Source organism: Catenulispora yoronensis (assembly GCF_039531695.1).
GTDB classification, from domain to species: Bacteria; Actinomycetota; Actinomycetes; order Streptomycetales; family Catenulisporaceae; genus Catenulispora; species Catenulispora yoronensis.
Genome location: NZ_BAAAQN010000088.1, coordinates 1 through 24,327 on the forward strand (window position 1 = coordinate 1; position 24,327 = coordinate 24,327).

20 protein-coding genes and 1 pseudogene are annotated in these 24,327 nt (G+C 71.7%); 12 read left to right on the forward strand and 9 right to left on the reverse strand.

The genetic code is table 11. From position 1 onward, the window contains the following. The 7 genes and pseudogenes from ABD481_RS42695 to ABD481_RS42725 all read left to right on the forward strand — a co-directional run. Nucleotides 1-471: pseudogene (locus tag ABD481_RS42695) on the forward strand (hypothetical protein); the annotation flags it as partial. A gap of 255 nt (nt 472-726) precedes the next feature. Beyond that, nucleotides 727-924 carry a hypothetical protein gene (locus ABD481_RS42700; protein WP_344671638.1) on the forward strand — a complete coding sequence of 66 codons (198 nt, stop codon included), beginning with the start codon at nt 727-729 and terminating at the stop codon, nt 922-924. An 18-nt stretch (nt 925-942) separates the two neighbouring features. Then, nucleotides 943-3,327: an FxsB family cyclophane-forming radical SAM/SPASM peptide maturase gene (locus tag ABD481_RS42705; RefSeq protein WP_344671639.1), complete on the forward strand. Its 2,385-nt coding sequence runs from the start codon at nt 943-945 to the stop codon at nt 3,325-3,327. A 99-nt stretch (nt 3,328-3,426) separates the two neighbouring features. Further along, the gene (locus ABD481_RS42710; protein WP_344671640.1) at nt 3,427-5,307 is read left to right on the forward strand and encodes a TIR-like protein FxsC; all 1,881 of its coding nucleotides are present in this window, start codon (nt 3,427-3,429) and stop codon (nt 5,305-5,307) included. Next, entirely contained in the window at nt 5,297-9,274 is a 3,978-nt protein-coding gene (gene fxsT, locus ABD481_RS42715) for an FxSxx-COOH system tetratricopeptide repeat protein (RefSeq protein ID WP_344671641.1), read from the forward strand. Before ABD481_RS42710 ends, fxsT begins: the two co-directional genes overlap by 11 nt. 117 nt (nt 9,275-9,391) lie before the next feature. Beyond that, on the forward strand, nt 9,392-9,997 hold the full coding sequence (locus tag ABD481_RS42720) for a ClpP family protease (RefSeq protein ID WP_344671642.1): 606 nt from the start codon (nt 9,392-9,394) through the stop codon (nt 9,995-9,997). Continuing rightward, the gene (locus ABD481_RS42725) at nt 9,994-10,617 is read left to right on the forward strand and encodes a ClpP family protease (protein ID WP_344671643.1); all 624 of its coding nucleotides are present in this window, start codon (nt 9,994-9,996) and stop codon (nt 10,615-10,617) included. Before ABD481_RS42720 ends, ABD481_RS42725 begins: the two co-directional genes overlap by 4 nt. Nucleotides 10,618-10,734: 117 nt before the next feature. On the opposite strand, the gene ABD481_RS42730 is transcribed toward ABD481_RS42725, so the two are convergent. Together ABD481_RS42730 and ABD481_RS42735 are read right to left on the reverse strand one after the other, a co-directional pair. Next, the gene (locus ABD481_RS42730) at nt 10,735-11,148 is read right to left on the reverse strand and encodes a helix-turn-helix domain-containing protein (RefSeq protein ID WP_344671644.1); all 414 of its coding nucleotides are present in this window, start codon (nt 11,146-11,148) and stop codon (nt 10,735-10,737) included. A 252-nt stretch (nt 11,149-11,400) separates the two neighbouring features. Continuing rightward, complete coding sequence (locus ABD481_RS42735; protein ID WP_344671645.1) at nt 11,401-12,300, reverse strand: alpha/beta fold hydrolase; 900 nt, start codon at nt 12,298-12,300, stop codon at nt 11,401-11,403. A 188-nt stretch (nt 12,301-12,488) separates the two neighbouring features. Between ABD481_RS42735 and ABD481_RS42740 the strand changes: the two genes are divergently transcribed. Further along, nucleotides 12,489-13,193, forward strand: coding sequence for a hypothetical protein (locus ABD481_RS42740; protein WP_344671646.1), 705 nt, complete (start codon nt 12,489-12,491; stop codon nt 13,191-13,193). Here ABD481_RS42740 and dapC read toward each other — a convergent pair. The 4 genes from dapC to ABD481_RS42760 all read right to left on the reverse strand — a co-directional run bounded on the left by dapC (nt 13,190) and on the right by ABD481_RS42760 (nt 16,132). Continuing rightward, complete coding sequence (gene dapC, locus ABD481_RS42745; RefSeq protein ID WP_344671647.1) at nt 13,190-14,287, reverse strand: succinyldiaminopimelate transaminase; 1,098 nt, start codon at nt 14,285-14,287, stop codon at nt 13,190-13,192. The genes ABD481_RS42740 and dapC overlap by 4 nt on opposite strands. A 52-nt stretch (nt 14,288-14,339) precedes the next feature. Continuing rightward, nucleotides 14,340-14,666, reverse strand: coding sequence for a ferredoxin (fdxA, locus tag ABD481_RS42750; RefSeq protein ID WP_344671648.1), 327 nt, complete (start codon nt 14,664-14,666; stop codon nt 14,340-14,342). 111 nt (nt 14,667-14,777) lie between these two features. Further along, complete coding sequence (locus tag ABD481_RS42755; RefSeq protein ID WP_344671649.1) at nt 14,778-15,482, reverse strand: phosphatase PAP2 family protein; 705 nt, start codon at nt 15,480-15,482, stop codon at nt 14,778-14,780. 71 nt (nt 15,483-15,553) lie between these two features. Next, a complete protein-coding gene (locus ABD481_RS42760; RefSeq protein WP_344671650.1) occupies nt 15,554-16,132 on the reverse strand; it encodes a TetR/AcrR family transcriptional regulator in 579 nt (192 codons plus the stop codon). A gap of 229 nt (nt 16,133-16,361) precedes the next feature. Here ABD481_RS42760 and ABD481_RS42765 point away from each other — a divergent pair, with 229 nt between their 5' ends. Next, entirely contained in the window at nt 16,362-17,765 is a 1,404-nt protein-coding gene (locus ABD481_RS42765) for an MFS transporter (RefSeq protein WP_344671651.1), read from the forward strand. 219 nt (nt 17,766-17,984) lie between these two features. Here the strand turns inward: ABD481_RS42765 and ABD481_RS42770 are convergent, their stop codons facing one another. The 3 genes from ABD481_RS42770 to ABD481_RS42780 are packed head-to-tail and all read right to left on the reverse strand — an operon-like array spanning nt 17,985 to nt 21,401. Beyond that, nucleotides 17,985-18,575 carry a 2'-5' RNA ligase family protein gene (locus ABD481_RS42770; protein ID WP_344671652.1) on the reverse strand — a complete coding sequence of 197 codons (591 nt, stop codon included), beginning with the start codon at nt 18,573-18,575 and terminating at the stop codon, nt 17,985-17,987. 2 nt (nt 18,576-18,577) lie between these two features. After that, a complete protein-coding gene (gene trpS / locus ABD481_RS42775; protein WP_344671653.1) occupies nt 18,578-19,618 on the reverse strand; it encodes a tryptophan--tRNA ligase in 1,041 nt (346 codons plus the stop codon). Between the two features lie 4 nt (nt 19,619-19,622). Then, entirely contained in the window at nt 19,623-21,401 is a 1,779-nt protein-coding gene (locus ABD481_RS42780) for a CNNM domain-containing protein (protein ID WP_344671654.1), read from the reverse strand. A 152-nt stretch (nt 21,402-21,553) separates the two neighbouring features. Between ABD481_RS42780 and ddaH the strand changes: the two genes are divergently transcribed. The 3 genes from ddaH (at nt 21,554) to ABD481_RS42795 (ending at nt 24,323) form a co-directional block, all read left to right on the forward strand. Next, a complete protein-coding gene (gene ddaH, locus ABD481_RS42785; protein WP_344671655.1) occupies nt 21,554-22,396 on the forward strand; it encodes a dimethylargininase in 843 nt (280 codons plus the stop codon). A gap of 20 nt (nt 22,397-22,416) precedes the next feature. Beyond that, nucleotides 22,417-23,679 (forward strand): ornithine--oxo-acid transaminase, encoded by a 1,263-nt coding sequence (gene rocD, locus ABD481_RS42790; protein ID WP_344671656.1) that lies wholly within the window; start codon nt 22,417-22,419, stop codon nt 23,677-23,679. Between the two features lie 203 nt (nt 23,680-23,882). Continuing rightward, a complete protein-coding gene (locus tag ABD481_RS42795) occupies nt 23,883-24,323 on the forward strand; it encodes an Lrp/AsnC family transcriptional regulator (protein WP_344671657.1) in 441 nt (146 codons plus the stop codon). Nucleotides 24,324-24,327 lie beyond the last annotated feature (4 nt).

The window sequence follows — 24,327 nt, forward strand, 5'->3', positions numbered from 1 at the left end:
GCCGCCGCGCCGGCCGCGCACGCGCCCGCTCCGGCCGCCCCCGCCCGCCCGGCGGCGCACCCGGCGACCCGCTCCCGCAAGGCCGTCGGCACGCCGCACACCGCGCCCACTCCGCCGGTGACCCCGATGAACGCCTCGGACGGCGTGCACGCCGGGCCCCGGCTGCTGGCCGGCATGCCGATGATGGACACCCCGCTCGGCCCGGACGCGCCCAGCCTGTCCCAGCTGCCGCAGTACACGGGCGTGAAGAAGATGGGGCTGTCGGACGTGGCGCCGGTGCTGGCGGCGCAGCAGGCCGCGAACCTCGCCGCCCCGGCCGCCCCGACGCTGCCGGTGATCGGGGAGCTGCCGGACGGCGGGCTCACCGGGGGCCTGCCCTCGCTCGGCGGTCTGACCTCGTTCAGCGACCTGTCCTCGCTCGGGGGTCTGTCCTCGCTCGGCAGCGTGACCGGCCTGCTCGGACACTTTTAAGCCCCACTTCTGAAAGCCTTCCTAAGGCCTCTGGCACGTGTAAGCGCGCCAGAGGCCTTTTTGCTGCCTTTGTACGGTCATGCGGGGAGTTTTCAAACCTCCGCATGATCCCCCCTGCCAGAGGTCACATAAGCTGTTAGGGATATGAATCCCTCTTGAAGGCGATTAACCGCAACTCTTCGCATGCCCGCGCCACGAAAGCGCAATAGATCGCCATGCCTGAATACGTGTGAACCGCCCCACCGGGAGCCACGGATGAAGCACCGCCACGGCAAGACGACAAGTGTCAGTTCGGGTCTGGTGGACCTGACCCAGGAGTCACTCGCGGACGTCTCGCGTTCGGTCTCGGCCGGCGAGGTGCGGTCGGAGGACGTCGACCGCCGCATCAGTCCGCCGCGCGACGGCGGTACGGCACCGGTGCCGGTGGCCGCGTCGTTCAATTCCGCCGTGTAACGGAAAGGGACCGCGCCCATGCCGTCCACGCCCTACCGGCCGCCGTTCCGGCAGTTCGTCATCAAGGTCGCGACCCGCTGCGACCTCGCTTGCGACCACTGCTACGTGTACGAGGCCGCCGACACCTCATGGCGTCATAAACCCAGGTTCGCCACGCCGGAGATACTGCGGCGCACCGCTGAGCGGATCGCCGAACACGCCGCCGCGCACCAGCTGCCCGCGGTCGCCGCGGTGCTGCACGGCGGAGAACCCCTACTACTCGGCCCCGACCGGATGCGCGAGGCGCTGACCATACTGCGCCAGACCGTGGAAAGCGCGGGCTGTGCGCTCGACCTCCGGGTGCACACCAACGGGATTCGACTCGACCCCGGGTTCTGCGACCTGTTCCGCGAACACGGGGTCCGGGTCGGAGTGTCCCTGGACGGCGACCGCACAGCGAACGATCTGCACAGACGGTTCGCCAACGGCTCGTCGAGCTACGAGAAGACGCAGTATGCGGTGACGCTATTGCGCGATCAGTATCCCGACATCTATGCGGGCTTACTGTGCACCATCGACATTCGGAACGATCCGGTCGCCGTCTATGCAGCGATCAGGGAGGCGGCTCCCCCGCGCGCCGACTTCCTCCTCCCTCACGCGACGCATAGCGAGCCGCCTATCAGGCACGATCCCGCGCGCGCCGAATACGGGGACTGGCTACTCGCGGTCTTCGATCAATGGAACGCCGACGGCCGTCCCTTCCCGATCCGTACTTTCAGCTCGGTGCTGGACGCGTTCCGCGGGCTGCCCAGCGGGACCGAGTCGCTGGGGCTGGATCCCGTGGACCTGGTCGTGGTGGAAGCCGACGGGACGCTGGAGCAGACGGACTCGCTCAAGGCCGCGTACGACGGCGCTCCGGTCACCGGGTTCGACGTGTTCACCCACACCTTCGACGAGGCCTCCGCGCATCCCGGCTTCGAGGCGCGCCGACACGGTCTGGCGGATCTGAGCGAGACCTGTCGACGCTGTCCGTTGGTCACTGTGTGCGGCGGCGGACTCCGTACCCATCGCTACAGCGCTCCCGCACCGGGCACCACGCAGGCGGACCCGTTCGACCATCCAAGCGTCTACTGCGGCGACCTCAAGGAATTGATTATGGGGATCAAGACGCGGACTCGTACGCCGGCCGCGGCCCGGGTTCCGGCGCAGCGCACGCTGGGGCTGCCGGCGGACGTGGTCCACCAGCTGGCACACGGCTACGGCGACGCCAAGGCGATCGCGCATCTGAGTCGCTTCCAGCGTTCACTCCGGATACTCCTCCTGGCGAAGGTGTTCGCTGCGGCGGATGACAACAGCGGTCCGCGCCAGGAGATGGTGGACGCCGCCATCGCCATGCTGAAGGCCCTGGACGGAACGCATAAGAGCGCGCTCCACGAGATCCTGGATCATCCCTACATCTCTGTCTGGGCCCTGCGCTGCCTGGACGACGCCCAGTCCGGCCGCCCTGTCCCCGACGATTTCGCGCACCTCGCGACCCTCGCCGCCGCGACCGCGATCCGGGCGGGCGCGGACGCGGAGATCGACGTACCGGTCCGGCGCGGCGCGGTGTACTTGCCGACGCTGGGCCGCCTGGTCGTCGGAGCGGACGCCGGGACGTCGCTGCGGCTGCGGATCACCGGCGGCGAATGCGAGCTGCTGGATCTGGCGGGGTGGCAAGACGTGCGGCGGGTGCCGCTGCCCGCCTTCGCCGGCGGGGGCGTCGCGATCGAGGACACGGATCCGTTCCGGCGCTGCCACCACTGGGAGGTCGCGCGGCGGCTGCCCGGCCAGGAGGCGTCGGCGTGGCTCCGGACCCTCCCGAGGTCCTGGGACATCCTGGCGCGGGACCACCATTCCTACGCGCCGGGCATCGCCGCCGGGCTCTCGACGGTCGTGCCGTTGCGGCCGTCGCTGTCGGGGCGGGACGTCAGCTCGACGGCGCGGCGGGCCTATGGCGCCATCGGCGCGGCGCTGCCGGGGTCGCGCGCGGGCCGGGGCCAGCCGCCGACCGCCGCGCTGGCGCTGCTGATGGTGCACGAGTTCCAGCACGTGAAGCTCGGGGCGGTGCTGGACATGACGGATCTGCACGACCGGCACGACACCCGGCTGTTCGAGGCGCCGTGGCGGCAGGATCCGCGGCCGTTGGAGGGGCTGTTGCAGGGGACGTACGCACACGTCGGCGTCACCGACTTCTGGCGGGTGCGCCGGTTCACCGCGCCCGACGCCGACGAGCGCGCGCACGCCGAGGCCGAGTTCGCCCTCTGGTTCGGGCACACCCTGCGCGCCACCAGGGTGTTGGCCGACTCCGGATCACTCACGCCGCTGGGACTGCGCTTCGTGGAGGCGCTGCGTACGACGTTGGAATCGTGGACATCCAAGGTCTGACCCCCGCGCGCAACGTTGACGCCACCGATTACGGCGCGCAATCCTTGCTGGGACGCAGTGTGATGAGTCGCGAGGTGACCGCCAGTGGCAGGGGGGCGGATGGCAGTCTCGGATCGGGCGCCGGACGGCGCCGGGGACGGGTCGGCCCCGTACTTTTTCCTGAGCTACGCCCGGCACCACCGCTCGGGCGAGGAGAAGGCGGAGCAGGCCGCGGACCCGGATCGCTGGACCCTGCGCTTCTTCGACGATCTCACCTACGAGGTGACCGAGCTGACCACGCTGACGCGCGGCGCCCAGCCCGGCTTCATGGACCGCGACATCCGGATCGGGCAGCAGTGGCACCGCCGGATCTCCGAGGCGCTGGCGGCGTGCCGGGTCTTCGTGCCGCTCTACACGCCGCGCTATTTCACCTCCCTGAGCTGCGCCAGCGAGTGGTACCTGTTCCAGGCCCGGCAGAGCGCCCACGAACTCACCTCCGGGAACCGCCCCGAGGCGATCGTCCCGGTCCTGTGGCTGCCGATCCCGGACACCGAACTGCCCGCCGCCGCGCGCGCCCTGCAGTTCGATCACCACACGCTCGGCGAGGCCTACGCGCGCCTGGGATTCCTCCAGCTGATCCGGCTGGCGCGCTACAAGGACGAGTACCAGCTGGCGATCCACGCGCTGGCCCGGCACGTGGTGCGGGTGGCGCACGGCGACGCGCCGCGGGCCGCGCGCCCGGTGGACTTCACGTCCCTGCGCGACCGGTTCGAGACGGCCGACGGCCTGTTCGAGGCGGCCGGCGACCTGGTGCGGCGAGCCGCCGGCCGGCCGGCGCTGCCGTTACCCGGGCCCCGGCCGACGAGGTCCGTCGGCACGGGGCAACTCGCGTTACCGCCGGGGACGGGTGAGCTGCGGAAGCTGCCCGGTCCCCCTTCCTTGAAGTCTTCCGCGAACCCGGTCCGCGCGGGCCGAGACACCGATCCGGAACCGGACGCGGCGGTCGCCGCCGAAGCGGAAGGCCATTTACCCGCCGACGACCACTTACCCGCCGCGCTGCCGAGCGCGGCCACCGGCAGCCCGGACGCGGGGCGCGCCGAGCCGGTAGGGACCGGCAAACCGTTCGAAGCCCGATCCGGGGCCGAGCCCGAAAGGGTCGGTTCGGCCGATCCGAGCATCCCGACCAGGCGGACGCGGCCGACGCGGTTGGACCGGCCGGTCCGCGCGATCGGAACCAGCAGTTCCGCCAGGTGGGCCGGGCCGGGCGGTCAGGGCGGTCAGGGCGGTCCGGACAGTCCGGACAGTGCGAGAAATCCGAGAGATCCGAGCAGAGCCGCGGCGGTCGATCCGCACGCCGGATCCGGGCAGGGCGCCGGAGGGCCCGCTTCCGGGCCGTCGGGCGCGAGCGCGCACTGGGAGGCCGGCCGGACCGGACCCACGACGTCGAGGACCTCACTTCCAGAACTGACTGCCGGCCCCGGTGCCGGACTGAGCGGTCCGGTCGATCCGAACAGTCAGGCCGACCGGAGCCGTCCGGCCGGTCCGAGCGGTCCGGTCGATCCGAGCAGTCAGGCCGACCCGTGCGACGCCCCTGATCCGAGCGGCTCCGTCGGGCTCGGCTTCACCGCACCCGGCACCGTGTCATCGAACACCGCGTCATCGAACGCCGCAGCTCCGAGCACCGCGACCCCGGGCCCCACAGCGCCCGGCACCGACCCGCCCGCCGACCCGTCCGGCCTGGCGGCCTCCGCCGAGGCCGCTGTCGCGGCCTACCTCCGTACCGCGCAGTCCAAGCTGGCCGAGTGGTTCACCGGCCATCCCGCGCAGGTGTCGTCGGTCGACTTCGACGAGTTCTACTTCCGGACCGTGCATCCGGCCGCCAAGGCCGCGCTGCTGCGGCAGCTGACGCCGCAGACGCCGGACCGGCCGTTCCCCAGACCGCCGCGGCTGCGCGGTGACGCCACCGATCCGCCGCCGGGAGGAGCTCCTCATGCCCCATGAATCGAACGGAACCGTCATCACGTTCTACTCGTACAAAGGTGGCACCGGCCGCACGATGGCCCTGGCCAACGTGGCATGGATCCTGGCCGCCAACGGCCGGCGGGTGCTGGCGGTGGACTGGGACCTCGACTCGCCCGGGTTGCACCGCTTCTACCATCCGTTCCTGCCGCCGTCCGCACTGCAATCCGCGGGCGGCGTCATCGATCTCATCGTCGACTACGCCTGGCAGGTCCACCAGCACCGGGAGGACCGGCCCACCGACTGGCACCGGCAGGCCGCCGAGGTGATGCGGCACACCGTCGCCGTGGACTGGCCGTTCCCGGCCGGCGGCGCGCTGGACTTCCTGCCGGCCGGGCGGCAGAACCGGGACTACGCCTCGGCGATGGCGCCGCGCGGCTGGGACGACTTCTACGAGGAGATGGGCGGCGGGCTGTTCTTCCAGGCGATGCGGGAGGGCATGAAGGCCGAGTACGACTACGTGCTGATCGACAGCCGCACCGGGCTGTCCGACATCGCCGACATCTGCACGCTCCAGCTGCCGGACGTGCTGGTGGACTGCTTCGCGCTCAGCGACCAGAACATCGAGGGCGCGCTCGGCATCGCGCGGCGGGTCCGCGACCACGGCCTGGAGCGGCCGATCCGGATCCTGCCGGTACCGATGCGGGTCGACGAGGCGGAGAAGGCGAAGGCCGACGCCGGGCGCGCGGTGGTGTCCTCCCGGTTCGCCGGGTTCCCGGCCGGCATGGACGACGAGCGCCGCACACAGTACTGGGCCTCGGTGGAGATCCCCTACCGGCCGTTCTACGCCTACGAGGAGACGCTCGCGACGTTCGGCGACACGCCCGGGCTGCCGACCTCGCTGCTCGCCGCCTTCGAACGGCTCACCGCGGAGATCACGACCGGACGGGTCACCGGGCTCCCGGCCATGGACGAGCCGCGCCGCCGCCGGATCCTGGAGGGCTTCACGCGGCGGCAGGTGGCGAAGGTCAGGCCGCTGATCCACTACGTCGCCGAGGACCGCATGTGGGCGGACTGGGTCCGGGAGATCCTCGCGCAGGTCGAGGTCCCGGCCGATCTGGTCGGCGCCGGAAGCGCCTCGCCGAATCCCGATCCCGACGCCACCGCCACGGTGGAGATCGACGGGGACCGGCAAGTCCTCGCGATCGCCTCGCACGCGTATCTCCGGTCCGCCGAAGTCGCCACGGAGCTGCGCCGGTTCGGTGCCGTACCGGAGTCCGCTGGCGATCGGGCACCGCAGCGCGTTATTGCGATCCGGGTCGCGGACGTCCGCATGCCGGCGCAGTACCAGGCGAACCCTCCGATCGACTTGGCACAGCTCACCGAGCCGGAGGCTGTGGAGACACTGCTGCGCGCGGTGGATCGGAACGCTTATGCGCAGTGGCGCGCGCGTTCTCCAGATGTGTTGCCCTCGGCGCGCGCCCACGGCCCCCGGTTCCCCGGTGTCGACCCGCGGGTGTGGAACCTGCGCAGCCGCAACGCCTCCTTCACGGGGCGCGATCTGGTCCTGGAGCGATTACGCGACCGCCTCCTGCGCGGCTCCGCGGCGGGCTCCGCGCCCCCGCAGGCGCTGCACGGTCTGGGAGGCGTCGGCAAGACCCAGGTGGCGCTCGAATACGCGCACCGCTTCAAAGGCGACTACGACCTGGTCTGGTGGCTGCCCGCCGATCAGCCGGAGCTGATCCCCACCGAGCTGGCGAAGCTGGCCCGGCCGCTGGAGCTGGGGCTGCGGGCGGACAGCGGGATCGCCGAGACCGCCGCGGCGGTGCTGGAGGCACTGCGGCGCGGGGACCCGGTGCGCCGGTGGCTGCTGGTCTTCGACAACGCCGACGAGCCCGGCTCGGTCCGCCCGTTCCTGCCTGAGGGCCGGCACGGGCACGTGCTGATCACGTCGCGGAACCCGGCGTGGGCCCAGGAGGCGGCGCCGGTCGAGGTGGAGGTGTTCACCCGGGCCGAGAGCGTGGAGCACCTGCGGCGCCGGGTCCCGGGGCTGGCCGTGGAGGACGCCGACGCCCTCGGCGCGGCGCTCGGGGACCTGCCGCTGGCGGTGGAGCAGGCGGCGGCGTGGCTGACCGAGACCGGGACCCCGGTCGAGGAGTACCTGGCGGAGCTGGAGCGGCAGGCCGCGGTGGTGCTGGCGCTGAACCAGCCCGGGGACTACCCGCTGCCGGTGGCGACGACGTGGACGATCTCGTTCGAGACGCTGCGCGAGCGTTCCCCGGCGGCGGTGCGGCTGCTCCAGCTGTGCTCGTTCCTGGCGCCGGAGCCGGTGTCGATGGCGCTGCTGCGGTCCGACGAGATGATCCAGGCCCTGATCCCCTACGACGACGCGCTGCGGGACCGGATGATGCTGGGCCGCGTGGTCCGCGAGGCCGGGCGGTTCGCCCTGGCCCGGGTGGACGCGGCGTCGAACACCATCCAGGTGCACCGGCTGGTGCAGTCGGTGATCCGGGCCCGGATGAGCCCGGAGGAGCAGCGGCTGGCCTGCCACGAGGTGCACCGCGTGCTGGTCGGCGCGCGGCCGCGGGCGGGCGACACCGACGACCCGGAGAACTGGCCGCGCTACGACCAGATCTGGGCCCACCTGGGGCCGAGCCGGGCCCGGCTGTGCGCCGAGGGCGAGACCCTCCAGCTGCTGATCGACCGGGTGCGGTACCTGTGGAAGCGGGGCGAGCTCGGCCCGGCGCTGGCGTACGCCGAGGAGCTGGCCGCGGTGTGGACCGCGAGCGGCCGGGCCCCGGACGCCGACCCGGACCTGCTCTCGCTGCGCTTCCACACGGCGAACGTGCTGTGGTCGATGGGCCGGTTCGAACAGGCCCGGCGGATCAACGCCGAGGTGCTGCTGGCCCAGGCCGCGACCCTCGGCGACGACCACCGCCACACCTTGATGACGGCCGGCGGCCTGGCGGCCGCGCTGCGCGGGCTGGGGCGCTTCGACGAGGCGCTGGCGCTGGACGAGCAGACGTACGCGCGGTTCGCGGAGAACTTCGGGGTCGATTTCCCGCAGACGCTGTCGTCGGCGAACAACCTCGCGGTCTCCTACCGGCTGGTGGGGGCGTTCGAGAAGGCCGCGGACATCGACCGGGAGGTGTTCGCGCGGCGGCGGGACGTGCTCGGGCCGAGCCATCCCTACACGCTGAGCTCCGCGGGGTCCCTGGCGCGGGACATCATCGACGCGGGGCGGTTCCGGGAGGCTGTGGAGCTGCTGCGGGGGACCTTGGAGACGTATCGCGACGTGTTGGGCGACGACTTCCCCGAGACGCTGCGCACCGCTAAGAGTCTGGCCATCGCGTTGCGGAAATGCGGCGATCTGGAAGAAGCTCAGCAGCTGACCAAGGGGACGTACCAGAGGTATCTGGAGCGCTTCGGGGAGCGGCACCCGGATACGCGGTCCTGTGCGCTGAACCGCGCGGCAGACCTGGCCGCGCAGGATCGGGACGCGGAGGCGGTCTCGATCACCGCGGAGTGTCTGGCGAACTACGAAGACGAGCTCGGGGAACGCCACCCCTATACGCTCGTCGCGGTGAACAACATGGCCGTCTACGCGCGGGCCAGCGGGGACCTGGCGCGGGCGCGGACGTTGTCGGAGCGCGCGGTGGCCGGGTTCGACGCGGCGCTCGGCGCGTCGCATCCCTTTACGTTGACCGCTGCGGGGAACCTGACGAACTGCCTCGCCGACAGCGGAGAGGTCGACGCCGCGCTGGCGCTGGAGGAGCGGATCCTCAACGGTCTCGCGATGCGCTTAGGGGAAGGCCACGTATATACGTTGATCGCTGAAGCGAACCACGCGGCCACGCTCCGGTCGGCGGGACACGGCGCCGAGGCCGACGGGATCGGCGGACGGGTGCTGGCGCGGCTCGGAATGCTGCTCGGGGAGGGGCATCCGGTGTGCGTGCGGGTGCGGGCGGGAGGGCGGGTCGGGCGGGAGCTGGAGGCGTCGCCTTACTGACGAGGCTCGCCTTGGGCCGGGACGGCTTTCGGCCTGACCTGCCGGTGCTGCTGTGAGCGGATCCGCCCACAGCAGCGCGGCCCCCGCGGTGACCTGCCGCGGGCGCACGGTGGAGGCATGGCAGAAGACGACAAGGCGCCCCAGTTCGGCTGGCGCACGCGCGAGCAGCTGTTCAACCGCCGCATCCTGGTGCTCGACGGCGTCCTCGACGACGACAACGGCACCCTCCTGACGACCCAGCTCCTGTCCCTGGCCACCGAGGACCCCGACGTGGGGATCTCGCTGTGGATCCACTCCCCCGGCGGCTCGGTGGCGGCGATGCTCGCCATCCGCGACACGATGCGCCTGGTGCCGTGCGAGGTCTCGACGCTCGTGCTGGGACTGGCGTGCAGCGCCGGCCAGTTCCTGCTCTCGGCCGGCAGCCCGGGCCACCGCTACGCGCTGCCGCACGCCCGGATCCTGATGCACCAGGGCTCGTCCGGCATCGGCGGCACCGCGGTCGACGTCGAGGTCCAGGCCGACGACCTGCGCTACACGGTCAACACGGTGCTGGGCCTGATCTCCGCGGACACCGGGCAGCCCTACGAGCGGATCTACGAGGACTCGCTGCACGACCGGTGGTTCAGCGCGGAGCAGGCCAAGGAGTACGGCTTCATCGACCACATCGTCGACTCGTTCGCACAGATCGTGCCGGAGCGGCGGCGGATCGGGATCTCGTCATGAGCATGATCGGGGAGCACACCATGAACTACACCATCCCGTACGTCGTCGCCCAGAACCCGCGCGGCGAACGCGTGACCGACATCTACTCGCACCTGCTGAGCGAACGCATCGTCTACCTGGGCACCGCGATCGACGCCGGGGTGGCCAACGCGATCATCGCGCAGCTGCTGCACCTGGAGTCCGACAACCCCGAGCGCGAGATCGCACTCTACGTGAACTGCGAAGGCGGCGACCTCACCTCGATGCTCGCCGTCTACGACACCATGCAGCACGTCAAGGCCCCGATCCGCACCACCTGCGTCGGCCAGGCGATCGCGGTCGGCGCGGTACTGCTGGCCGGCGGGACCGCGGGAATGCGCTCGGTACTGCCGCACGCGCGCGTAGTGCTGCACCAGCCGGCGGCGCGCGGCCAGGGCGCCATCCCCGACCTGATCATCCAGGCCGACGAACTGGTCCGCATGCGCGGCGAGCTCGAAACCATCCTGGCCGAGCACACCGGCCAGACCGTGGACCGGCTGCGGCACGACACCGACCGCGACCGGGTGTTCACGGCGCAGGCGGCGGTGGACTACGGACTGGCGGACGTGGTGTTGGGGCCGCGGGAGCAGGCTTTGGCGTAGCGCGCCGCCGACGCTGACGCCGGCGCCCGGCACAGCGCCCGCGACCCGGCGCCCGGGCGGGAGCACCGCTCGGGCGCCGGTCGGCGCACGCGCTCAGGCCGCGATCAGCCCAGGCGCTCAGGCCGCCAAGGCCAGCGCCACCGGCCCGGACAACCGCTGGCGAGTCGCCATCTCGTAGCGCATCAGCTTCGACGCCTCGCGCTGGCCCCGCAGCTCGTCGGCGACCGACTCGGCGAGCCCGCCGAGCGTGGTACCGAGCGCGCCGGCGACGGCGGCGATCATCTCGCTGGAGGGTTCCTTGAGGCCGCGCTCGACCTCCGACAGGTACTGCGGAGAAATGCCCGCGCGCGCCGCGGTCTCGACGAGAGTCTCCTCATGCTCGCGACGCAGGCCACGGAGCTTCTCGCCCAGGACCTCGCGCCAGAGCGGCTCGGGAGCGGCACCGCGCTCGGTACGGGCCGAAGCCGGCGCGGGCTGCGATCCCTCTGGGCTTCCCCCGGGAACGGCGTGGAGTCTCGGAGCCTCGGTCATGCTTCGAGCCTACGGATCCCCGGCCGACCGCTCAACGCCGACCACACCACAAACCAACGCAGCTCACCACCACAGGCCGAAACGAACCCCGCCCAAACTGCGCCGCCAACAGCCCACCACGCCCCGCGCCAACCACCCTCGCAGCCGCAACAAGATTCCAACCAACCGCCCGATCCGTTCATCTCAACCGCACCACGCCTACCGCGACACCATGCGGCGCGAACCCACCCCACCACCAGCCGCAGCGACCCCCTACCCGCTCAACGCCACCGCCGCGTCCCAGGACATCCGGGCGCCCGACCACACGATCACCTGCGGCATTCGCAGCAGGGCGCTGAAGTGCGAGGCGCTGGCTTCCAGGTCGAGGGTGGCGAGGGGGATGTGTTCGCCGAGCCAGCGGGTGTGGCTGATCGGGGAGAAGCGGTCCTCGGCGCCGTGCCAGAGGTAGACCGGGACGTGGATGTCGGCGGGGTCGAAGCCCCAGGGGCCGGCCAGGGCCAGGGCGTCGTCGAACCAGCCGTCGGCGGAGTCGGCCACCGCGGCGGCGTGGGCGCGGGCCAGTTCGTGGCGGATGTTGGCCTGGCCGATCACGGCTCGGTCGGAGGGGGCCAGGCCCTCGTCGATGGTCGTCAGCAGGCTGCTCGGGTCGGCGCGGACGCGGGCGGCGCGGTCGTCGAGGGTCCGGCGCAGCGCGCGGGGGTCGGCGACGGCCTGGCGGTAGGCCTCGGTGTTGCCGGGGGTCATGCCGGCGAACCAGGCCGGGCCCATGGCCTCGCGCGGGGCCAGCGAGACCAGGGCGGCCGCCTTCGTCACCCGGTCCGGCAGGAGCGCGGCGCAGGCCAGGGCGTGCGGGCCGCCGCCGGAGCGGCCCAGGACCGCGAAGCGCGCGATGCCGAAGGCGTCGGCGACCGCCGCCGCGTCCGCGGCCACCGCGGCCACGCGGCGGCCCGGCAGGCGGTCCGATCCGCCGTAGCCGGGACGGTCGAAGGTCAGCAGCCGGATGCCGGAGGCGTGGAGCGTCATCGCCCGCGGCAGCGGTCCCAGCCGGCTGCCCGGGGTGCCATGGAACAGCATCACCGGCGCGCCCCGCGGGTCGCCGTGCTCGGCGACGGCCAGACGGCGCCCGTCCGGGGCCAGGACTGTGCGGATCACGGCTCTCCTCCGGTAGGCGGGCTACCCGGCGCCGTCATCCGGGAAACCGGTGCCGGAACGCGGAAAAACCCCGCATCCGAACTGAGTACGGCGCCTCGGCGCGGGCCCGCGGAGGGGCGCCGACGGGGACGCCAGTGAGCGGTCGCCGGAGCGCCCGAGCCCGCGACGGAGACGGGTATCGTCGGATCATGCCGCTGTTCGGGGCGCGCTCGCCGGTCGAGGACCGCGAGCGCTTGTGGATCGACAAGATGCTGGCGTGGTGTCTCGACGAGTACGGGTCAGAAGCCCTGGAGGCCGAGGTCGTCACCCCGACACCGAGGTTCTTCCCAGGGCGCTATCAGGGCACTCAGGAGGACGCCGCCGGCTTGGTGGACCTGGTCCGCGCGCATCTGCGGATCGACCCGGCCGAGATCGCCGTGGGGTTCTACGACGGCCGACCGCCGCCTCGGATGCCCGGCGCCGCGGGCAGCGCCCACAGCAGCGTCGCCGGCCACTACAGCGTCCGCAGCGGTCTCGGCGTGATCGCGGTCGCGTTGGAGGACGCCCCGGATCCCCGCCGGGTAGTGGCGGTCGCGGCGCACGAGCTGTGCCACCACAAGCTGCTCTACCGGGGGACGGTCGCGCCGGACGAACAGGACCACGAACCGCTGACCGACCTCGCGACGGTGTTCTTCGGCCTGGGCGTCTTCACCGCCAACGCCGCGTTCACCTTCTCGCAGAGCTCCCGCGGCTGGCGACGCCAGCAGCTCGGCTACATCAACCAGCCGATGTTCGGGTACGCGCTCGCCCGCGTCGCTCAGATGCGCGGCGAAGACGATCCGGAATGGGCCCGGCACCTGGAGACGAACCCGCGCGGCTATTTCAAGCAAGCCGCGCGGTATTTGCGGGGTTAGGCCCCTTTGAGCCGCTCGGCCGCCGCCGCGACACGCTCATCGGTGGCGGTCAGCGCCACCCGCACGTGCCGTGCGCCGGCCTCGCCGTAGAACTCACCGGGCGCGGCCAGGATGCCCCGCTCGGCGAGCCAGTCGACGGTGCTCCAGCAGTCCTCGTCACGGCTGGACCACAGGTACAGTCCGGCCTCGGAGTGGTCGACGCGGAACCCGGCCGCCTCCAGCGCGTCGCGCAGCATCACCCGGCGCCGGCGGTAGCGCTCCTTCTGCTCGGCGGCGTGCGCGTCGTCGCCCAGGGCGACGGTCATCGCGTCCTGCACCGGCTGCGGCATGATCAAGCCGGCGTGCTTGCGCACCTCCAGCAGTTCGGCCACGACGGCGGCGTCCCCGGTGACGAACCCGGCGCGGTAACCCGCCAGGTTCGAGCGCTTGGACAGCGAGTGGACGGCCAGCAGGCCCTCGTGGGAGCCGCCGCACACCTCCGGGTGCAGCACCGACACCGGCGCGGCCTCCCACGCCAGCTCGATGTAGCACTCGTCGGACACCACCACGGTGCCGACTTCGCGCGCGGCGGCGACGACGGCCCGCAGCTCGGCGGCCGGCGCGACCCGGCCGTGCGGGTTCGCCGGCGAGTTCAGCCAGACCAGCCCCGGACGCCGGGTCCGGATCAACTCCGGGACGTCCTGCGGCGCGGTCACCAGCGTGTCCGCGCCGGCCAGCCGCGCGCCGACGTCGTACGTCGGGTACGCGACCTCCGGGATGGCCACCGTGTCGCCGGCGCCCAGGCCCAGCAGCGTGGGCAGCCACGCCACCAGCTCCTTGGTGCCGATCACCGGCAGCACCGCCTCCGGCGCCACGCCGGTCACGCCGAGCCGCCGCTCCATCCAGCCGACGGCGGCGGCGCGCAGCGCCGGGGTGCCGTGGGTCAGGGGGTAGCCCGGGGCGTCGGACCCGGCGCGCAGCGCGTCCTGGACGACGGCGGGCACCGGGTCGACAGGCGTGCCGACAGAGAGGTCGACGATCCCGTCCGGGTGTTGTCCGGCCCGCGCCTTGGCGGGCGCGAGCCGGTCCCACGGGAAGTCAGGGAGCTTCCGCATCGTGAAGGATTTCCTCTGGGTGGAACGGGATGTCGCCGGACTCTCGAAAGGATCAGTCTTCCGAAGCCTGCGGCGGCAGCACCGAGACCAGCGGGTGGTCCTTCTCGATCAGGCCCATCTTCGAGGCACCGCCGGGAGAACCGAGGTCGTCGAAGAACTCCACGTTCGCCTTGTAGTAGTCCTTCCACTGCTCCGGCGTGTCATCTTCGTAGAAGATCGCCTCGACGGGACACACGGGCTCGCAGGCGCCGCAGTCGACGCACTCATCCGGGTGGATGTAGAGCATGCGCTCGCCCTCGTAGATGCAGTCGACAGGGCACTCCTCGATGCAGGCCTTGTCCTTAACGTCCACGCAGGGCAGGGCGATGACGTAAGTCACTTTCTCCGGTCCTCCTGTTGATGCGGTGGGCGACGCAGCGGTGCGGGCCGCAAAACCCTATGCTCGTCCGCCCTTAGTATCACGCGTGAGCGGCCGGTTCTCCTAAGCGGGTCAGCCTGCGGACGGCCGGGATCGCCAAGGCCGCAGCCAAGAGGCACACAACAGGGTCCACCCTGTGCCCAGCAAGACCCCCGCTAGCACATCGGTCGGGAAGTGAACACCCAGGATCGGCCGCGAGAACACCATGACAAGCACGTAGAGCACCAAGACGATCACCGCCGCGCTCCGGGCCGCGAGGAAGGCCAGCAGCGGGACCGCGGCCACGATCAGCACCGCGGCCAGCGCGGAGGTGCCGGTGGCGTGCCCGGACGGGAACGAGGCGCCGTGCTCGGGCACGACGGTGTGCGCGGCGTCCCAGCGCGGACGGTGCCGGTGGACGACCTCTTTACCGACGAAGGCGATCCCGTACGCGCCGATCACCGCGGCGGCCGCGAACAGCGCCGAACCGTGCCTGCGGGCGACGGTAAAACCGACCGCGACCAGCAGTCCGATCCCGAGCGTGACCGTGGGCTCGCCGGCCTGGGTGACGGCCTTCAGGAGGTCGGTGATCCCGCCGTGGGACAGCGCGAACCGGTTCAGCGCGTCGTCGGCCGACTGGTCCGGACCCCGGAACACGTCGACCATGGTGAGCACGGCCAGGAGCACGAAAGCCCCGGCCAGCGCACCGCCGAACGTGCGCAGCGCGGCCGCCCGGGCCCGGTCATCGACGGCGGGCCCGCCCCGGCGGGACAGCGTCGGCGGAGGTTCGGTGAGCATCGACTCACCGTAATCGAGTCACCTGAAATTCTTTTTATGTTCACCATTCATTCACCATGAACGGCGGGTCTTCACCGGTCTTCCACACGGAGCCCGCGCAGCACGACGTCCAGCAGCAGATACGGGTTCAGCGGCGGCAGGTCCGAGGCGTCGGGCTTCTCGCTCCGGCGCTCCACGGCGGTGACGATGCCGGAGCTCAGCGCCAGGACGTCGAGGAAGGAGACGTCGGCACGGAACGCACCGGCCTGCTGGCCGCGGGTCAGCAGCCGCTCGCCGCTGTCCATCATCTCTTTGCAGGTGCGGCCGAGCGCCGTGGTGTGGTCGTGCATGGCCTCCTTCACGGCGAGCGACAGCCCGCGGTAGAGCGCCATGTGCTCGACGAGCAGCGCCAGCCACTCGGTGAAGGCGGAGTCCGGATCCTCGCGCTCCTCGGCCAGCACCAGGGCGACCTCGGCCAGCTTGAGGTAGCGCTCGGCGAGCACCGCGGCGATCAGGTCCTCGCGGGTCGGGAAGCGCCGGTACAGCGTGCCGATCCCGACGCCGGCCTGGCGCGCGATCTCCTCCAAGGACGTGTCGATCCCGTTGGTCGCGAACGCCGACTGCGCCACCTCGACGAGCCGCTCACGATTGCGGAGAGCGTCGGCCCTCACCGTTTCATCGATCCCTTCACCAGTGTTGAGCAGGGCTGATTAAAGGCCCTGAGGAATACGGTTGCCGCCGTGCACCGGCACACCCTACGCTAACCGGAGTCAGCCTCCGCTTAACTTCCGCCGTCAGGTGAAGGACACCATGTCAACAGCGTCCATATCCACAACACCTCCCGCCGAGAAAGTTGTTCCCCGCCGGGAACCGAAACCGGGCCTCATCCTGGCGACCATCGTGACCTGCCAGCTGATGCTGGTCCTCGACGCCACCATCGTCAACATCGCGCTGCCCAAGATCCGGGACTCGCTGCACTTCTCCGAGGCCAGCCAGTCGTGGGTGCTCAACGCCTACACCCTGGCCTTCGGCGGCCTGCTGCTGCTCGGCGGGCGGGCCGGGGACATCCTGGGCCGGCGGCGGATGTTCGTCTCCGGGGTCGTGGTCTTCACCGTCGCATCCTTCATCGGCGGCCTCGCGGCCGACTCGACCATGCTGCTGGCCTCCCGCGCGCTCCAGGGCGTGGGCGCGGCGATGGCCGGGCCGAGCATGCTGGCGCTGATCATCACCACCTTCCCGGAGGGCGCGCCGCGGGTGAAGGCGATGAGCCTGTTCACCGCGGTCTCCAGCGCCGGCGGCTCGGTCGGGCTGCTGCTCGGCGGCATGCTCACCACCTGGGGCTCGTGGCGGCTGGTGATGTACATCAACGTCCCGATCGGCGCGCTGGCGGCGGTGGCGGCGGCCCGGCTGCTGAACGAGTCCCCGCGGATCCAGGGCCGGTTCGACATCCCGGGCGCCATCACCTCGGTGCTGGGCATGGGCACCCTGGTGTACGGCTTCATCAACGCCTCCGAGCACGGCTGGAGCGACGGCGTGACGCTCGGCGCGTTCACGGCCGCGGTGGTGCTGCTGACCGCGTTCGTGATCACCGAGTCCCGCGTGGCGTTCCCGGTGTTCCCGCTGCGGCTGCTCCGGGACTCCACCCGGGCCCGCGGCTACGGCAGCTACGTGCTGCTGGTCGGCGCGATGTTCTCGATGTTCTACTTCATGCCGCAGTTCATGCAGCGGGTGCTCGGCTACTCGCCGATCAAGGCCGGCCTGGCGTTCCTGCCGCTGACCATCACGCTGTTCGCGGTCTCGCGCTTCGTGCCCAAGCTGCTCCCGCGCTTCGGGCCGCGGCCACTGATCGCCACCGGCACCGCCCTGATCAGCGCCGCGCTGCTGTGGCTGGCGCAGGTCAAGACCGACTCCGGCTTCACCGGCAGCCTGCTGGTGCCGTTCCTTATGTTCGGCCTCGGCGGCGCCCTGGCGTTCAGCCCGATCGCGCTGAACATCATGAGCGGCCTGGCCCCGCGCGACTCCGGCGCCGGCTCCGGCCTGATGCAGGCCTGCCAGCAGATCGGCGGCGCGCTGGGGATCGCGGTGCTGGTGACAGTCTCCACCTCGGCGGAGAAGGGGAGCCACAACCCGAACCCGGGCGTGAACTTCACCCACGGCCTGGACACCGGCCTGACGGTCGGCGCGGCGATCGCGTTCGCGGTGTGCCTGGTGTCGCTGACCCTGAGGCCGAAGGCCCCGGCCGGGGGCGGGGGCGGCGGGGCGGCTCCGGCACCGGCGCCGGTACCGGTTCCGGTCACCGAGTAGGCAGGCGGCGGAGCGGGCCCATGGCCCAGGACGCGCCAGGCTGACGGCGATCGGGCCGCCCAGCAGCAGCCCACGACGGCGGTCTCCGGCACCAGCCGGGGGCTGCCGTTCGGCTTTCGCGGGGCTTTTCGGCTTCCGGAGAGGCACGAGCGGCGGACCGGTCGACAGGTCGCACGCCATCGTTCCCGTGCAGGTAGAGCGCGAATTCTCGCGGAGCCCTCAGCTCCCGTACGGGAACGAGCGGCGGACACGCCACACGCCGTCGTCGCCGTGCAGGTAGAGCGCGAAGCCGGTGACCAGGAAGCGGGCCTCGTAGCCGGCCAGGATCTCCTGGGCACGGCCCAGGACCTCCTCGGGCAGCTCGTGGGCGACGGTGACGTGCGGGTGGTACGGGAACCGGGCCTCGCGGGCCAGCACGCCGGAGCGGACCCGGGCCTCGGTGGCGGCGCACTGCTCGGCGCCGGCCGCCACCCGCACGAAGGTCACCGGGGAGACCGGCCGGAAGGTGTCCGTGCCCTGCAGCAGCATCGGGAAGGCGTGTCCGGCCCGGGCCGCGGCCGCCAGGTGGTCCTCGACCGCCGGCAGCTCCGCGCGCGGCACCTCGGTCGGCGGCAGCAGCGTCACGTGGGTCGGGATGGCCCGGGCCATCGGATCGTGGAACGACTCCCGCCACTTCTGCAGCTCGCTGCCGAACGGCTCGGGGATCGGCACCGCCACGCCGATGGTCACCGCGTCCCCGCCCGGGGCGTGCAGCAGCAGCGGATGGGCGGCCACGAAGGTCGCCTCCAGCGGATCCGGTACGGCGCCCACCGTCAGTTCCCCGCCGCGGGCAGGAACCCCGTGCGGTCGTAGACCTCGGCCAGGGTGCGGGCGGCGATGGTCCGGGCCTTGGCCGCGCCCTCGGCCAGCACCGCGTCCAGCTTGTCCGGGGCGGCCAGCACCTCCTGGGTGCGCTCCCGGAACGGGGTGACGAATTCGGTGAAGACCTCGGCCAGGTCCTTCTTCAGGTCGCCGTAGCCCTTGCCGGCGTAGGCCTGCTCCAGCTCGGCGATGGTGCGGCCGTCCAGCGCCGAGTAGATCGACAGCAGGTTGGACACGCCGGCCTTGTTCACCTCGTCGTAGCGGATCTCCCGCTCGGTGTCGGTGACCGCCGAGCGGATCTTCTTGGCCGACACCTTCGGGTCGTCCAGCAGCTCGATGATGCCGTTCGGCGAGGACGCCGACTTCGACATCTTGGCGCCCGGCTCCTGCAGGTCGGTGATCTTGCCGGTGGCCTTGATGATGTAGGGGTCCGGCACCGTGAAGTAGTCGCCGTAGCGGCCGTTGAAGCGCTGCGCCAGGTCCCGGGTGAGCTCCAGGTGCTGCCGCTGGTCCTCGCCGACCGGCACCTCGTCGGCGTTGTAGAGCAGCACGTCGGCGGCCATCAGCATCGGGTAGGTGAACAGCCCGACGTTGGTGTTGGCCGCGCCCTGCTTGCCGGACTTGTCCTTGAACTGGGTCATCCGCCCGGCCTCGCCGAAGCCGGTCATGCAGGTCAGCACCCAGGCCAGCTGCGCGTGCTCGGGGACGTGGCTCTGCACGAACAGCGTGCTGCGCCCCGGGTCGATGCCCGCCGCCAGCAGCTGCGCCGCCGCCACCCGGGTGCGCTGCCGCAGCAGCCTCGGGTCCTGCTCGACCGTGATGGCGTGCAGGTCGACGACGCAGTAGATGGTCTCGTGGGTCTCCTGCATCGGCACCCACTGCCGGATCGCGCCGAGGTAGTTGCCGACGTGGAACGAGTCGGCGGTCGGCTGGATGCCGGAGAAGACGCGCTTGCGACCGGAGGACTGGGGAGCGGCTGCCATAGGCGCCATTCTCTCAGATCCGGCGCTCGCTTTGATCGGGTTCTCCCGGGATCTCCTGACCCGGCTCGCCATCCGGACGGCCTTCGGCACTCTCGGTATTCGGCGCCCCACCGGAGGTGATCTTCGCGGCCCCGGAAGCCGCTCCGGCGGGGTCGGTGCCGGCCTGATCGGCGGCGGTGCCGGCGGCCGGTTCAGCGGTCGGTTCAGCCGTCGACGCGACGCCCGGGTCCGCGCCCGGATCGACAGTCGGGTCCGCAGTCGGGTCCACGCCCGCACTCGGATCCCCAGCAGTCGACTCCGCGTCCGCAGCCGCCCCGTCCGCAGCCTCGCCCTCCGCGTCTTCCGCGTCCGCGGCCGGCGACACCCCGTCCTCCGGCAGCCGCGTGATCCGGATCCGCGCGATCCGGCGGCTGTCCATCTCCACGACGCGCAGCTGGTAGCGCTGGATCTCCTGCTCGGCGCCCTCGTCGTCGGCGGACGCCGCGCCGTGCGGGCCGGAGTGCGTGCTGTGCGAACCGCCGTGGCCGCCGAAGCCGCCGTGGCCGTGCGCCAGCTCGTGCGCGGTGTGGCCGCGCGGCGGGTCCAGCGCCACCACCACCTCGTCGCCGAGCTCCGGGAGCCGGCCGAGCTGCGCGACCATGAAGCCGGCCGCGGTCTCGTAGGGGCCGTCGGGCAGCGCGATGCCGGTCTCGTCCAGGAAGTCGTCCAGGTTCAGCAGGCCGTCGACCTCCATCACCCCGCCCACCAGCCGGGTGGTGCCGGCCTGGCCGACGTCGTACTCGTCCTGGATGTCGCCGATCAGCTCCTCGATCAGGTCCTCCAGGGTCACGATGCCGGCCGTGCCGCCGTACTCGTCGACCACGATCGCCAGGTGCGTGGACTCGTTGCGCATCTCCGACAGCGCCGAGAGCACCTGCTTGGAGGTGGGCAGCATCTTCACCGGCCGGGCGATCTCCTCCAGCCGGATCGAGCGGCCGGCCAGCTCCGGGTTCAGGAAGTCGCGCACGTGCACGAAGCCGATCACGTTGTCCGAGGAGCCCTCGATCACCGGGTACCGGGAGTGCGGGTTGGAGGCGGCGATCCGGGCCGCCTGCCGGATCGGCATCCCGGCGTCCAGGAACGTCACCTCGGTGCGCGGCACCAGCACCTCGCGCAGCTGCCGGTCGCCGGCCGCGAAGACCTCGTCGATCAGCTCGCGCTCGTCGCTGTTCAGCGTCTCGTTGCCGGCCACCATCAGCCGCAGCTCCTCGGAGGACACCGCCTCCCGGCCCACCGACGGATCGCCGCCGAACAGCTTCACCACGCCGTTGGTGCACAGCGACAGCAGGAAGATGATCGGCCGGCAGAACCCGGCCATCCGGTTCAGGAACGGCGCCACCGCCAGGGCGGTGGGCTCGGCCCGCTGCAGGGCCAGCCGCTTGGGCGCCAGCTCGCCGATCACCAGGGTGACGAAGGTGATCACCAGGGTGACGCCGACGATGCCGACGAAGCCCGCCAGGCCCTTGCTCAGGCCGGCGTCGATCAGCCCCTCCTTCGCGCTCTCGGACAGCGTGATGGCGCCGTAGGCCGAGGACAGCAGCGCGGCCAGGGTCACGCCGATCTGCACCGTGGCCAGCCAGCGGTTCTGGTCGCGCACCAGCATCGCCACCACCTGCCCCCGGCGGCCCTGCTGTGCCAGGTTCTCCACCTGGCTCTCGCGCAACGAAACGAGCGCGATCTCCGAAGCCACGAACAAGGCCTCCACGAGGATCAGCGCCAGCACCACCAGGATGGACACCAGAATCGGGCTCACGGGGTGATTCTAGGGAGGTCGGGCCCGGGGCCGCTGGGGCGGCGGTGGCGCAATGAACCGGCTGTACTCGGCGATTCTGCGCAACGATCGTGCACCGACACGCAACAAAGGCTGCTTGAGCTGCGAAAACACGGTCCTTATGCTCAGGTTGCATGATCCCCCAGACACTCCCCGTGCCGGCGGCGGGACAGCGCGTGGCGACCCCGCGGCGCTATCTCATGTGTCCGCCCGACCACTTCGCGGTCACCTACGCCATCAATCCGTGGATGGACCCCGAAGCCCCGGTCGACGCCTCGCTGGCCGCGCGCCAGTGGGAGGCGCTGCGCGACGCCTACCTGGACCTGGGGCACCAGGTGGAGACGATCAAACCGGAGGAAGGGCTGCCGGACATGGTGTTCGCGGCCAACGGCGCCACCGTGGTCGGCGGCAAGGTGCTGGCCGCGTCGTTCCGCAACGAGGAGCGGCGGGCCGAGGGGCCGGCCTACCGCGAGTGGTTCCGCAAGAACGGCTTCGCCCGGATCCACGACCCCGAGTTCGTCAACGAGGGCGAGGGCGACTTCCTGTTCGCCGGCCGGTGGATCCTGGCCGGGCACGGGTTCCGCTCCGACCCGCACGCGCACCTGGAGGCGCAGGAGTTCTTCGAGCTGCCGGTGATCGGGCTGCGCCTGGTCGACCCGCGCTACTACCACCTGGACACCGCGCTGGCGGTGCTCGACGACACCACGGTGGCCTACTACCCCGGGGCGTTCTCGCCGGGATCGCGGGAAGTGCTGCGGCGGCTGTACCCGGACGCGGTGATCGCCACCGCCGAGGACGCCGCCGCCTTCGGGCTCAACGCCGTCTCCGACGGCTTGAACGTGCTGCTGCCGCGGGCCGCGACCGGGCTGGCCGCGCAGCTGGCCGCGCGCGGCTACCGGCCGCTCGGCATGGACCTGTCCGAGCTGCTGAAGGCCGGCGGTTCGGTGAAGTGCTGCACGCTCGAACTGAGGGACTGAGAGGGCTGAGCACCGTGACCATGATCTCCGAGACCGAGCCCGGCGTCCTGCCCGGCGGCGGCGCGCTGCCCCGGCTGCCCGCCTCGCCCAAGGCCGAGGCGCTGATCGCGCAGTCCGACGCCCACACCGCGCACAACTACCACCCGCTGCCGGTGGTGATCGCCGAGGCCGACGGCGCCTGGGTGACCGACGTCGACGGCAACCGCTACCTGGACCTGCTGGCCGGGTACTCGGCGCTGAACTTCGGGCACCGCAACCCGGTGCTGCTGGCCGCCGCCCGCGAGCAGCTGGCCCGCGTGACGCTGACCTCCCGGGCCTTCCACCACGACCAGTTCGGCCCGTTCGTGGCCGAGCTGTCGGCGCTGTGCGGCAAGGAGGCGGCGCTGCCGATGAACTCCGGCGCCGAGGCCGTGGAGACCGCGCTGAAGACCGCGCGCAAGTGGGGCTACCAGGTCAAGGGCGTGCCCGAGGACCGCGCGCAGATCATCACCTGCGAGGGCAACTTCCACGGCCGGACGCTGTCGATCGTCTCCTTCTCCACCGACCCGGACGCGCGCACCGGCTTCGGGCCGTTCACGCCCGGGTTCGTCACCGTGCCGTACGGCGACGCGTCGGCGATCGAGGCCGCGATCACCGACGACACCGTGGCCGTGCTGCTGGAGCCGATCCAGGGCGAGGCCGGCGTGCTGGTGCCGCCGGACGGCTACCTGGCGGCGGTGCGCGAGGTCTGCACCCGGCGCGGCGTGCTGATGATCGCCGACGAGATCCAGTCCGGGCTCGGCCGCACCGGCTACACCTTCGCCTGCGACCACGAGGGCGTGGTGCCCGACCTCTACGTCCTGGGCAAGGCGCTCGGCGGCGGGATCCTGCCGGTGTCGGCGGTGGTGGCGGACCGGGACGTGCTCGGCGTCTTCCAGCCCGGCGAGCACGGGTCCACGTTCGGCGGGAACCCGCTGGCCTGCGCCGTGGGCCGGGCCGTGGTCGGCCTGCTGGCCACCGGCGAGTACCAGGCCCGGGCGCAAATGCTGGGCAAGCATCTGCACGAGGAGCTGGCGACCCTGCCGAGGGAGATGGTGCGCGAGGTCCGCGGCCGCGGGCTGTGGGCCGGCGTCGACATCGATCCGGCGTTCGGGACCGGGCGGGAGATCTCCGAGCGCCTGATGGTCCGCGGGGTGCTGGCCAAGGACACCCACGGCTCAACGATCCGGATCGCTCCGCCGCTGGTGGTGACGGCCGAGGAGCTGGACTGGGCGGTGCGGCAACTACACAGCGCTGTGGGTTGATACTGTCAGCGAGCCGGACTCGCGGCAGGGGTACGGCCTGCTGCGGGTCCGGCTCGTGTTCTTAGACGCCTGTGACCGCGTTTCGGTGGCACGATCGCGAGGAGTTTTCGGGTTTTCTTATCGAGGCGCCGGAGCCCGATTCCCCGCCGGGTGCGCCCGCGATGATCGCCGAACCGCGGACCGCCGACCGCTAATCTCAGGGCATGGACAGCCTGGACCGCGCGATCATCGACGTCCTGCGCCGGGACGCCCGCGCCTCGTTCTCCGAGGTCGGGACCGAGGTCGGGCTGTCCGCGTCGGCGGTGAAGCGCCGGGTGGACAAGCTGCGGGCCGACGGCGCGATCAAGGGCTTCGCGGCGATCGTCGACCAGGCCGCGCTGGGCTGGACGACGGAGGCCTTCGTCGAGGTCTATTGCGGGGACCGCACATCGCCGGACGTGATCCGGGAGTGCGTGGCCCGGCACCCGGAAGTGGTCGCGGCCTACACGGTGACCGGCGACGCGGACGCGCTGCTGCATCTGGTCGCCGAGGACACGCGCCATCTGGAGGAGGCGCTGGAGCGGATCCGCCGGGAGCCGGAGATCCAGCGGACGCGATCGGCGCTGGTGCTGACCCGGTTGTTGGCGCGGGATCCGCTGGTCTGAGGGT